At 65.4% G+C, this 11598-nt stretch carries 13 protein-coding genes; 8 read left to right on the top strand and 5 right to left on the bottom strand.

Annotated features, from left to right (window positions below):
- Positions 1 to 21 precede the first annotated feature (21 nt).
- On the top strand, positions 22 to 999 hold the full coding sequence (locus WDM24_RS14685) for a LysR family transcriptional regulator (RefSeq protein WP_338698945.1): 978 nt from the start codon (positions 22 to 24) through the stop codon (positions 997 to 999).
- A 21-nt stretch (positions 1000 to 1020) separates the two neighbouring features.
- Here the strand turns inward: WDM24_RS14685 and WDM24_RS14680 are convergent, their stop codons facing one another.
- Positions 1021 to 2205, bottom strand: coding sequence for an ABC transporter substrate-binding protein (locus WDM24_RS14680; RefSeq protein WP_166294041.1), 1185 nt, complete (start codon positions 2203 to 2205; stop codon positions 1021 to 1023).
- Here WDM24_RS14680 and WDM24_RS14675 point away from each other — a divergent pair.
- The gene (locus tag WDM24_RS14675; protein WP_338698942.1) at positions 2204 to 3013 is read left to right on the top strand and encodes a MarR family winged helix-turn-helix transcriptional regulator; all 810 of its coding nucleotides are present in this window, start codon (positions 2204 to 2206) and stop codon (positions 3011 to 3013) included. The genes WDM24_RS14680 and WDM24_RS14675 overlap by 2 nt on opposite strands.
- A gap of 17 nt (positions 3014 to 3030) precedes the next feature.
- Here the strand turns inward: WDM24_RS14675 and WDM24_RS14670 are convergent, their stop codons facing one another.
- The 3 genes from WDM24_RS14670 to WDM24_RS14660 form a co-directional block, all read right to left on the bottom strand.
- Positions 3031 to 4269, bottom strand: coding sequence for an FAD-dependent oxidoreductase (locus WDM24_RS14670; protein WP_338831709.1), 1239 nt, complete (start codon positions 4267 to 4269; stop codon positions 3031 to 3033).
- A complete protein-coding gene (locus WDM24_RS14665) occupies positions 4266 to 4637 on the bottom strand; it encodes a non-heme iron oxygenase ferredoxin subunit (RefSeq protein ID WP_338698938.1) in 372 nt (123 codons plus the stop codon). The genes WDM24_RS14670 and WDM24_RS14665 overlap by 4 nt, the downstream gene beginning before the upstream one ends.
- 85 nt (positions 4638 to 4722) lie before the next feature.
- Positions 4723 to 5946, bottom strand: a complete 1224-nt coding sequence (locus WDM24_RS14660; RefSeq protein ID WP_338831708.1) for a Rieske 2Fe-2S domain-containing protein — start codon at positions 5944 to 5946, stop codon at positions 4723 to 4725.
- Positions 5947 to 6049: 103 nt separating this feature from the next.
- Between WDM24_RS14660 and WDM24_RS14655 the strand changes: the two genes are divergently transcribed.
- The 4 genes from WDM24_RS14655 (at position 6050) to WDM24_RS14640 (ending at position 9186) form a co-directional block, all read left to right on the top strand.
- Positions 6050 to 6928, top strand: coding sequence for an SDR family NAD(P)-dependent oxidoreductase (locus WDM24_RS14655; RefSeq protein ID WP_166294031.1), 879 nt, complete (start codon positions 6050 to 6052; stop codon positions 6926 to 6928).
- A gap of 102 nt (positions 6929 to 7030) precedes the next feature.
- Positions 7031 to 7909, top strand: a complete 879-nt coding sequence (locus WDM24_RS14650) for a LysR family transcriptional regulator (RefSeq protein ID WP_338698933.1) — start codon at positions 7031 to 7033, stop codon at positions 7907 to 7909.
- A gap of 143 nt (positions 7910 to 8052) precedes the next feature.
- A complete protein-coding gene (locus WDM24_RS14645) occupies positions 8053 to 8376 on the top strand; it encodes a hypothetical protein (protein ID WP_338698931.1) in 324 nt (107 codons plus the stop codon).
- A gap of 135 nt (positions 8377 to 8511) precedes the next feature.
- Positions 8512 to 9186: a peroxiredoxin-like family protein gene (locus tag WDM24_RS14640; RefSeq protein WP_338698929.1), complete on the top strand. Its 675-nt coding sequence runs from the start codon at positions 8512 to 8514 to the stop codon at positions 9184 to 9186.
- A gap of 54 nt (positions 9187 to 9240) precedes the next feature.
- Here WDM24_RS14640 and WDM24_RS14635 read toward each other — a convergent pair whose 3' ends face one another.
- The gene (locus WDM24_RS14635) at positions 9241 to 10236 is read right to left on the bottom strand and encodes an AraC family transcriptional regulator (RefSeq protein ID WP_338831707.1); all 996 of its coding nucleotides are present in this window, start codon (positions 10234 to 10236) and stop codon (positions 9241 to 9243) included.
- Between the two features lie 131 nt (positions 10237 to 10367).
- Between WDM24_RS14635 and WDM24_RS14630 the strand changes: the two genes are divergently transcribed.
- Both WDM24_RS14630 and WDM24_RS14625 read left to right on the top strand, forming a co-directional pair.
- Positions 10368 to 10904, top strand: coding sequence for a carboxymuconolactone decarboxylase family protein (locus WDM24_RS14630; protein WP_338698925.1), 537 nt, complete (start codon positions 10368 to 10370; stop codon positions 10902 to 10904).
- 36 nt (positions 10905 to 10940) lie between these two features.
- On the top strand, positions 10941 to 11462 hold the full coding sequence (locus WDM24_RS14625) for a YkgB family protein (RefSeq protein ID WP_035976744.1): 522 nt from the start codon (positions 10941 to 10943) through the stop codon (positions 11460 to 11462).
- Positions 11463 to 11598: the final 136 nt, after the last annotated feature.

Below are 11598 nucleotides of genomic sequence, written 5' to 3'. Positions count from 1 at the left end.
GCTACAGACGGGACTGCCATCGTGTCCGTTTCCTTCAAGACACTGGACCTGAACCTGCTCAAGGTGTTCGACGCCGTCATGGAGGAGCGCAGCGTGCTGCGCGCCAGCCAGAAGGTCGCGCTGAGCCAGTCTGCCGTGAGCCATTCGCTGGCGCGGCTGCGCGAGATGCTGGATGACGACCTGTTCGTGCGCACGGCGACCGGCATGCAGCCGACGGCCCGCGCGTTGACGATGGCCCCGCAGGTCCGCCAGGCGCTGCGGTCGCTGGAGGCCGCGGTCGAGCTGCCGACCTTCGTTCCGGCGGTCTCGACCAAGCCGTTCACGCTCGCCGCCAACGACTTCACGACGATGGTGCTGGCGCCGCCGCTCTTGAAGATCTTGAGCCGGGAGGCTCCCGCGATCGACCTCACCATCAAGCCGGTGACGCGGATCGATCTTGCCGAGCAGATCGACCTCGGCCGCATCGATGTCGCGATCGGCGTGTTCTCGTCGCCGCCGAGCCGCTTCCGCACCGCCCTGCTGTTCGAATATGACGACGTGCTGATCGTCGGCAAAAAACGCAAGCTTGGCCGGCTCGACAAGGCAAAGCTCGCGACCCTGCCGCTGGTCGTCGTGTCCTTTGGCGGCGAGCAGGAAGGCGCGATCGGTGGTTACATCTCCGAGCGCGGGCTTGCCAGACGTTCGGAGATGTATGACCGCCCCGCGCTTGAACGGGCGCTGTCCGACAGTGACCACCCGCCACGGATCGCGGTCTCGCTGCCACATTTCCTTGCTTTGCCCGCGCTGCTGGTCGAGTCCGAACTGGCGGCGATCGTTCCGCGGCCGCTGGCGCGGGCGCTCGAGCAGGCGCATGCGATCACGACCCATGAGCTGCCTTACACCACGACGCCCGTTGAGGTTCGGCTGCTCTGGCACGAACGCGTCGAGGACGAACCATCGCACGAATGGCTTCACGAGGTGCTCCGCCGCGCCACCGAAGAGCTCAGGCGTGGGCGTTAGCGGCAATCACCGGCGCACACCTCACTGCGCGGCCATGGCCCCGGACATCGGAACCCAACGCTCACCATCGAAACGCTGCGGCCGCAGCGACGCGATCAGACGATAATCGTCCGGACTGGTGTTGACGGTGATGCCCGGAATCAGCCCCGGAAGCGCAACGTTCTTCAGCGCGGTGGCATGCTTCATGAGGTTCTGCCGGGACAGATCATCGCCGCAGGCCTCGATGACCTTGGTCATGAGGACAGCGATGTTCCATCCGGTGAAGTTGAGCTGATCCTCGATGTCGCCCTCGGGATAGTACTTTTTCATAAAGGCCAGCCACTCGAGATAGGCGGGATCGTTGGCCCATTCCGGATCGCCGACCGACTTGGTCGGTGTCGCCGAGATCGCCCCCTTGGCGTTGTCGAGCCCGGCCGGCTTGAGGATCGTCGGCACGAAGTTGCTGCCGATCGGCAGGAACTGCTGCGCACGCCAGCCGAGCTCACCTGCCTTGCGGATCGCCTGCGAGGTGAACTTGCCGGTCGACGCATTGAGAAAGACGTTGGCATTGGTACTGGCCAGCGAGACCACCTGCGAATCGACCGTCGGCGACGTGACCTCGTAAGGCGACGCCGCGACGATCTCGGCCTTGGGATCGAGCCGGGCCAGTTCGACCTTGAAGCTGCGGAGATATTCGCGGCCGTAGTCGTCGTTCTGGTACAGCACGGCGACGCGCGACGCCGGAATGTGCTCGGCCACCAGCCGCGCATAGATCGCAGCCTCGGTGCTGAACAGCGTCATCCCCGAGATCGTGTAGGGGCTCGTCTTCGGATCGGCGAAGCGCTCGCTGGCCGCGAACACGAACAGCTGAGGGATCTTCTTGGCGTTGAGATATTTCTGGACCGCCGCATTCTGCGCGGTTCCCATGCTGCCGAAGATCGCGACCGCCTCGTCATTCTCGATCAACCGGCGCGTCTGCTCCACGGCCTTCGGCGGGCTATAGCCATCGTCGAGCGAGATCAGCCTGACCTTGTGGCCATTGATGCCGCCGCGGTCGTTGATCATCTGGAAATAGCGGGTCTGCACCTTGCCGACGGCACTCAGCGCCGACGCAGGGCCGCTGTAGGGCATGGTCTGTCCAAGGATCAACTCGGTCTCGGCCGCCCTGGCCGAACCGCAAGCAGCCAGCAAGGCTGCGAACCAGAATGTCGCGCGAAGTCCGCGCATGCGCGCCTCCCTCTGTTTTCTTACCCGGAATATCCTTCCTAGGAAGATAATTGTCAACCCAAACCTCAAGCGGCAAATGGCCGCTCCGGAGAGCGATGTGCAGCGCCTGGAGCGAGTCCAGGAACTTGCGGGGCGACACATCAATTCGACGGTGTTAGATTATCGTACGGATGATGCCGCGCCGCTGGCGCGGGACGAAGGGGACTGGAAGGGAATGAAGAAGAGCAGCGTGTCACGCCGCGCCGAACCTGCGATCAAGCAGCCGCCTGCACCCGACAGCACCCTTTACGACGACATCGAGGCCGCCTGGCTCGAACAGCGCCCCGACCTCGACCTCGCCGCCGCCTGCACCTTGTTGCGGCTCGAGCGCGTCAACCAGCTTCATGAGATGCGCCTGCAGGACATAGCGAAGGCCGTCGGCCTGCAGACCGGTGAGCTCTATGTCCTGCTCGCGCTCAGGCGCTCGGGAAAGCCGTACGAGTTGCGTCCGACCGACCTGTTCCGCGCCCTCCTCGTCACATCGGGCGCCATGACCAAGCGCGTGGCCCGGCTCCAGGAAGGCGGCTTCGTGCTGCGCGTCTCGGCCAGCGATGACGGCCGCTCGGAGCTGGTCCGCCTCACCGCCAAGGGCCTTGCGACCGCCGACCGCGGCATTGCCGAGGTGGCGAGGGTCGTTGAGGGCGTGACGGAGGCAAGCGGGCTGACCAAGGCGGAGCTCGCCATGCTCGACCGATGCCTGCGCAAGCTGCTCGCCGTCCGAACCGTGAAGGCGCCGAAGAAGTCCGGCCGGCTTGCCGCAGCCGATTGACCGCCTCCGCCGACACACTACGCAACAGCCTTGTTGCCCGTCTTCAACAGCGATTTGAGATCACATGAGCTGTCTTCGGCCTGGTCCGGTGTCGGCGAAATGCCGGCAGCGATCAGGCGCCGCGCCACCATCTGGTCGGCCGGATTGTTGATGCTGTCGACCGCCACCAGCCTGCCATGTCGGTAATTGAACACGGAGAACCGTCCGGCGTCGATCGCGCCGCGGATCACTGTCCGGTCGCTGCGCCCGGCGCAGCCGACGATCTGAAGCTTGAGATCGTGCTGATCCGACCAGAACCGCGGCACACTGCAGTACGGCTCGTGGCGATCCGCGATCGCAAGCCCTGCGGCCGCTCCCTGATCCTGCGCATGCTGAACCGACTCCAGCCTGATCCAGCCCTCCGCGAACCGGCTGTAGTGATTGGCGCAGTCGCCGGCGGCGTAGATGCCCGGGCGTGCCGTCCGGCCATGCTCATCCACCACAATGCCATTGGCGCATTCGAGCCCCGCGGCAATCGCGAGCTCATCATTGGCGATGCCGCCAATGCCGACGACGACAAGGTCGGCGCCGAGACGAACACCACCGTTCAGTTCGACCGCCACGACCCGTCCGCCCTCTCCGATCATGGCCGAAACGGCTGTGCCGAACTTCACCGTAACGCCCGCCCGGACGTGACGATCGAGCAGGAAGCGCGACACCACCGGAGATACCGCCCGCTCGAGCAATCGGGACGCGGCCTCGATCACCCTCACCCGCTTGCCGAGCCTGGCCGCGGAGGACGCCACCTCGAGCCCGATGAAGCCGCCGCCGACGATGACGATCTCGCTGGCCTGCCCGAGCCGCGCCTTGAGATCGACGGCATCGGCGATTGATCGCAGACAGCAGACGCCGTCGAGTTCAGCGCCGCTGATAGCGATCCTTCGCGCACGCGAGCCGGTGGCGATGACGAGGCTGTCGAAGGCGAGTACCGCGCCATCCGCCGACGTGACCCGGCCAGCACTGCGATCGATCTCAACGACGCGATGGCCCAGAAGCAGCTCGATTCGCTTGCCCGCGAAAATGGCCTCGTCGTGCATGAGGAGCTCCTGTGCGCCGATCTCGCCGAGCAGAAAGTCCTTGGAAAGCGGCGGCCGTTGATACGGCAGCGCGCTCTCGTCGGCGATCACGGTCACCGGTTCGGCATAGCCGGCATCACGCGCCGCAAGCGCCGCCTGAATGCCGGCATAGGATGCGCCGATGACGACAAGGCCGCTCACGATTTGACGCTCACGCCGCCGTCACGCGCAGTTTCGAGCGCAGCACCGCCGTCGAGCTGCACATAGACCTCGCCATCGCGGATCTCGACCTTGAACGCCTCGATATCCTTGTAGGCGCTCGACCGGCATTTGCCATCACGGACATCGAACATCGCGCCATGCAGCGGGCACTCGATCACATGCCCTTCGAGAAACCCGGTGGACAGCAGCGCAAACGCGTGCGAGCAGACATCGTCCGTTGCGAAGATGTCGTCGTCGACCTTGTAGAGCGCGACACGCCGGGCGCCCACCTTGAAGCCGAGCGGCTCGCCTTCCGACAGTTTCGCGGCGGCACATAGATGATGCCAGGTCGATTTTTGCAATGTCATGAGATGGCGTCTCCTGGGCCAGGGCCGGGACATGGGCGCGGACGCACCGTCCGCGCCCTCGACTTCCCTTGGGGGTCCAATCCGATCAGCGGGGAATCTGCCGCCAATCCTCCGAGGCGGAGGCGAGCCGGCCGCCGACCGCGCGAATGTCCTTGTAGGACATGGTCTCGCTCTGGCCGCTCCTCGGCGCCTTGCCCTCCATGAAGCCGCGCACCTCGTCGAGCAGCTGGCGACGCACCCTGACAATCGCCTGGTCCGCCGAGCAGAGATATTCCTGCGAACGGTCGACGATCGGCCCCATGCTGACCATCACCACGAAATCCTCGATGACGATCTCGTGGAAACCGGTGCTGTTGCCGGCATCCATGATCTGGCGGTTCTGTCCCCAATTGTTGGTTTGGTCACCCGGCAGGCCGCCGGCCATCGGCCACTGGTTGGCGCGCTGCACCTTGCGCCAGGAATCCACCGGCTTCTCGGGATTGTAGAAGATGTACCACTGGATCAGGTTCTCGTCGTCGATCGGCACCGCAATGATCGCAGTGCGATCCTGCTGCGGTCCGGAGAAGATCGGCGCGATCAGGCCATAGTAGGGCATCACGAACTCGGTGACGCGGGCGAGGCACGATCCATCCGGCGCGGTGCGCAGCGCCGCGGCGCGGAAGCCGTAGGACTTCTTCTCGAATTCGTAGCCGACTTCGGTATTGACGCGGGTCGCGCCGAAGTCGCTCGACGATGTTGCGGTCCAGCTCTGGTGCAGCAGCGCGACATGCGAGGAATCGATGGTGGCCTCGACGCCCTGCAGCCAGTTGGCATTGAGCTCGATGCCGGCCGTGTAAACCTGATCCGGCGGCAGATCCATCCACTCGAAGTCGGGCGCGGGCGGCGCGGTGCCCTCCCCGAGCCAGACCCAGATCAGCCCGGCGCCTTCCCGCACCAGATAGGATTTCGCCTTCACGGTCTTGGCGAATTCCCTGGGGTTGTTCGGCTCGTTCGGAACGTCCAGTACCTCGCCGCTGGCGTTGATCTTCCAGCCGTGAAACAGGCAGGTCAGCGAGCAATCATCGACCCGCGCCAGCGCAAGCGAGGCGCCGCGATGCGGACAGGCCTCATCGAGGAAGCCGACGGTGCCGTCCTTGCCCCTGAACGCCACGAAGTTGCGGCCGAACAGCTTGACCCGGACCGGCGCCTCTCCCTTGCGCACGCGCACCGAGAGAACGGCCGGCAGCCAGTAATGCTGCCGCAGCATCCGTCCCATCGGCGCGTCACCCGTGACGCGGCACAGCAATTCATTCTCTTCCCTCGTGACCATCGCAAAACCTCCCTGGTTGACGCCTTCGACGTTCTGAGCCTAATATCTTCCCAGGAAGATTATTGTCAAGTTATCTTCCGAAGAAGCCATATCGGGAGATCGCATGACCAAGGGACGCCTCAAGGATCGCATCGCGCTGGTGACGGGAGGAAGCCGCGGCGTCGGAAAGGGCGTGGCCATCGGCCTCGCCGAAGCCGGCGCGACCGTCATTGTCACGGCGCGCACACGCAACCGCGGCGGATCGGAATGGCCGGGATCGCTGGATGAAACCATCGCCGCGATCGATGAGGCCGGCGGCCGCGGCATCGGCCTGCTGTGCGATCATTCGGACGACGGTTCGGTGCAGGAGATCTTCGACCTGATCCGGCGCGACCATGGCCGCCTCGACGTGCTCGTCAACAATGTGTTTGCGGCACCGAACGTGATGCCGGTCAATGTCCCGTTCTGGCAGGTGCCGGCCTCGCTGTGGGACACCCTGCATCGTGTCGGCCTGCGCTCGCATTTCGTCGCCAGCCAGCTCGCGGTCCCGCTGATGCTGCCGCAAGCGCGCGGCCTGATCGTCAACACCTCGTCGGGCGGCGGCGTCAGATACACCTTCAATGTCCCGTTCGGCGTTCAGAAATCAGGCGTCGACCGGATGGCGCGCGACATGGCGCATGAGCTGCAGCCTTTCGGCATTGCCGCGGTCTCGATCTGGCCCGGTTACATCAAGAGCGAGAAGCTTGCGGCGCAGCCCGACCGCGTGCCGCCGGCGCTCGCTAGGCTGATTGCCGAGCGCGGCGAGACGCCGGTGTTCGCCGGCCGCGCGGTCGCCGCCCTTGCCGCCGATCCCGACGTGATGGCCAAGAGCGGCCAGATCCTGCTCGCCTCGGAGCTGGCAGCCGAATACGGCTTCACCGATATCGACGGAAAGGTCCCGCCGCCGCCGAGCCGCGATCCCGCGCCGCTCTCCGTGTTCAAGCCAACCCTGTTCGACCGTTAGCGACGCCATCGAGCGGCCGAGGGCGCGCACCGGCGGACGCGTGGTCAACCTTCGCAGGGCATGGCAGAAAGGATGGACCTGCTCATTCCTGCGGAGAATATCATGGACCGCCTGGCGGCAATGGAGACCTTCGTTCGGGTGATCGAAACCGGATCCTTCTCCGGCGCCGCGCGGCAGCTTCGGATCGGCCAGCCGGCGGTCTCGAAGTCCATCGCGCAGCTCGAGGAATTCCTCGGGGTCAAACTGCTCACCCGTTCGACCCGTGGCCTCACCCCGACGGAAGCGGGGTTGGGCTATCTCGAGCGCGCTAGGCGCGCGCTGGAAGAGGCCGCCGAAGCAGAGCTCGCCGCGCGCGGCGCCGGCGCCGGCCTCAAGGGCCGATTGCGGATCTGCGCCGCCGTCACCTTCGCCCGCATCCACCTCATTCCGATGCTGCCGAAGTTTCTGGCGCTGAACCCGGAGCTCGAACTCGAAGTCGTGCTCGACGACCGTCAGATCGACCTCGTGCAGGAGGGCATCGACGTAGCGCTGCGAATGGGCAAGATGACTGACTCGACGCTGACCGCACGCCGTGTCGCCAGATGCAAACGCCTGGTGCTGGGTACGCCGGCCTATTTCAAGCGCGCCGGCACGCCGTCCACGCCGAGCGAGCTGAGCCGGCATCAGGCCGTCGTGTATCTCCGTGAGGGCAGCGTGTGGTCGTTCCGGCGCGACAGCACCGAGCTCGCCGTCACCGTGCAGAGCCGGCTGCGGGTGACCGCCGCCGAAGGCGTCAGGGCCGCAGTGCTTGCCGATGCAGGCATCGCCGTCGCATCGGAATGGATGTTCAGCCCCGAACTCCGGTCGGGCGCCGTGCGGGCGGTGTTGCCGGAATGGGGTCTGCCCGCGCTCGATCTCTGGGCCGTGCTTCCGGGCGGGCGCGCGGCGACCGCCAAGGCGCGGACGTTCGTGACGTTCTTCGAGCGCACGTTCAACGAATGACGACGTCCCCCGGCCCGCGTCGGCGGCCGGTGAGACGAATGAGCATGTCTTCGATCCCCGATGGCATTCAGCGCGGCGCACCGCGGCGTAGGGTGGCGGCAATGGAGTTGCTCATCCCGAGCCTCCCGCCAAGGAGTGTCGCCATGTCCCGCATCTCGATCGTGAAGCGCGCTGCCCATACCGCCGCCGCGGCCTTCGTCTTCGCCAGCCTGCTTTCACCTGCGAACGCCAACCAGTCCGATACGATCCGCGTGTTTCCCGATTTGCAGATCAGCGCGATGGCGGATCATGCCGACGTCAAGGCGGCTGCGCTGACCTCGCGCCGGCCCTGGCTGGCACCGGTCGGCCACCGGCAGCCGCAGCGCGCCGACGCTCCCAGGCCCGAGACCGTGTCGGCATGGGAGCGACAGCAACAGCAGTTCGACCAGGACCTCGACCACAGGCTGGTCATCTGCCGCGGCTGCTGACCACTCGATTTATTCCCGACGGGAATAAGGACTAGTCGGACGGCAGCGCTACCCGGCCCCGCGATCTCCTTTAGCTTGCTGCGTGTGAGTTCAACAACACGGACGGCGCCGCCGTCCACCACTCAGCAGCCAAGCATGTCGCTTCAAGCCAAGCTCGACGCTTTCAAAGCCGATTTCGAAGCCGGAAAGCCGCCCTACAGCGTTCCCCGGCCGGTCATCGAGATCATGCACCGCGCCACCGCGGAGCTGATCGAGTCCGGCGCCGCGCAGCGCGCCAGGCGGGCCGGCGATGTCGCCCCGTCGTTCTCGCTCAGGGATCCCGACGGCAACGTCGTCAATTCGGCCGATCTGCTGCAGCGCGGCCCGCTGGTGCTCAGTTTCTACCGCGGCGTCTGGTGTCCGTATTGCAACATGGAGCTGCAGGCGCTCGAAGCCGCCAAAGCGGAGTTCGACAAATACGGTGCCTCACTGGTCGCGATCTCGCCGCAGACCGCGCCGAACAGCCGCAAATCGGTGCGCCAGAACAAGCTCTCCTTCCCGATCCTGTCCGACGTGAAGGGTGAGGTCAGCGAGGCCTTCGGACTGCGCTTCCATCTGCCCGATGATCTGGTCGCGCTCTACAAGCAGCTGAAGAACGATCTGCCGAGCTTCAACGACGATCCGAGCTGGACGCTGCCGATGCCGGGGCGCTACGTGATCGGACAGAACGGCGTGATCCTCTACTCCGAGGTCAACCCGGATTACACAAGCCGCCCGGAGCCGGAAGACATGATCCCGGTTCTGCAGCAGGCCGCCGCCGTGCGGGCGTGATGGCACACGAAGCGGCCGGTGGCGATCGCCCATCGGCCGCCTCTCTTTCGCAGGCTATCGATCAACAGCAGCGGACATCGCCTTCGGATCGGCCGATGCGACCCGGTCCGCCAGCACGTCCTGTCCGGAATGCTGCGCTTTTCGCCACTGCGCCGGCGTGACGCCCATGTGGCTCTTGAAGGCGCGCTGGAATGCGGCCTCCGACTGATAGCCGACCATTTCCGCAACGCCGCCGGTCGAGAGCGACGATCGCCTCAACTCGTTCGCCGCCAGCGTCATCCTGATATCGGTGAGCAGATCGCTGGCCGATCGCCCGAGCTTCTCCTGGAACTGCCGTGCCAGCGTTGCGCGCGACATGTTGCAGAGACGCGCAAGCTCCGGCAGCGACCATGCGCGCGCAGGCTCGTTGAACATGGCGGCCACCGCCGGCGCAAGACGAAGATCACCGGCCAGCGCAAGCAGACCGCGTGACTTTGCGTCGGTCTCGCTCGCAAGCCGCAGCACAAGCGCAAACATCGCCGTGGACAGCGCGTTCAGCATGGCGCGGCCGCCCAGATGATCGTCCGCCGTTTCGCTGCGCATCAGCGAGACAAGTCCGGCGAGTTGTGCGGCCGTCCCCTCTCCCACCTGCGGTCCGGCATGCACGACAAGCCGCGGCGGGAGATAGGTGCGCAACAGGCGGTCGTGCGGAGGTGCGATAGCGAAGTGTCCGCACAGCAGGTCGAGCCGCTCGTCCGAACCCAGGTTTTCGCTGATCGTGAAATTCTGCGCCGCCCGGTTGCGCGCCGGCAGCGGTGGTGTCCCGCCGCCGTCATGCATCACGTGTCGCGGGTTGCCGGGAAGCAGAAGAATGTCGCCCGCCTTCAGCTGCAACGGCCGGCCGCCCGCTGGGTCGTCCAGGATCGCCGAGCCGGCGAGCACCGCATGATAGGGGATCTCGTTGCTCCCCCCCGGTCCCTGGTCGATGCGCCAGGGCACGCCGTAGCTGCAGCGCAGGTCGAGCCAGCCGCGCACCGGCATCATCTCGAACAGCCGGCTGAGCCAATCCATGGGCGATCTCCTGAAGCGGCCAGATTGAGACGATAGAGCATATATGTTAGCTTTGACGACATTCAATGTCTCATATCGCAATTCTATTGTCACTCCGTAATCGATCACCAACCCCAACACGGAGTGCCACCATGTCCCGTCTTTCAGTCCCCAATCTCGAAACCGACACCGGCCCGTCGGGCCAGATCTACGCCCAGATCAAGAAGGCGATCGGCAGCGTCCCGAACACCTACGCGGCAATCGCCGCCCACGGTCCGGCCGCGCTGAAGGCGATCCTCGCCGCCGATGCGGTGCTGGCCGGCAGCAGCCTGCCCAAGCGCGATCAGGAGGTCATCAAGCTCGTGATCAGCGCCGCGGGCGGCTGCGATTACTGTGTCGCCGCGCATTCGCACCTCGCGAGACTCGCCGGCGTGAAGGCCGACGCGCTGAAGCAGATCCGCGACGGCGAGCCGAGCGGCGATGCCAAGCGCGATGCGCTGGTCAATTTCGTTCGCAAGCTTGCGCAGTCGAGCGGCACCGTCAGCGCCGAGGACTTCGCCGCGATCCAGGCGGCCGGTTACAGCGACGCGCAACTGGTCGAGATCAGCCTGGCGTTCGCGACCACCGTCTTCACCAACGTCTTCAACCGCATCAACGACACCGACATCGACTTCCCCGCCGTCGCGTGAAGCGACCGCGCGATGTCACGTCAAAGGATCACGACCATGACCACGCTTTCCAACACCACGCTTGCCAACACCACGCAAAATCCGCTTGTTCGCGCGCTGTATCGGTCCGGCCTGCTCGCGGAGGATCTCGACTACCATATCGTCCGGGCCTCGATGGTGATCATGTTCCTGTTCTTCGGTTACCAGAAGTGGTTCCCGTATGAATTCGAACGGCTGGTCCCGTTCATCAGCAACGGGCCGTTGATCTGGTGGCTGTATCCCGTCTTCGGCCATGCCGGCGCCAGCTATTTCCTCGGCGCCTCGGAATGGACCTTCGGATCCCTGCTGCTCGCAGGCTTCTGGGACAAGCGGCTCGGCGTTCTCGGCGCGCTCGGCTCAACCGGCACGTTCATCGCGACGGTCACCATCATCCCGTTCATGCCGGAAGGCTGGGACGTTGCGGCCGGAGGTTTCCCTGCGATGACCGGCAACGTGCCCTTCCTGATGAAGGATGTCGTCCTGCTCGCCGTCTCGCTCTACCTGCTGAGACAGGACGTGGTTCGCTTGACGCGGCAATAGGTGGCATCCGCTGATGGCGACGGATCGCCGGCGAACCCAGCGTTCGCCGGCGATCGCGTGTTGACGGGGGGCGGGGCGGACTGGGAAACCGACGGGCATCGCGACGCGGCGGCGATTGTTGCGGTGCAGGTAAGGT

It is taken from the genome of Bradyrhizobium sp. 27S5, from assembly GCF_037217225.1.
Classification (GTDB): domain Bacteria; phylum Pseudomonadota; class Alphaproteobacteria; order Rhizobiales; family Xanthobacteraceae; genus Bradyrhizobium; species Bradyrhizobium septentrionale.
Note: the sequence above shows the minus strand (reverse complement) of the source record. Positions and strands in the feature narration are given on the sequence as shown.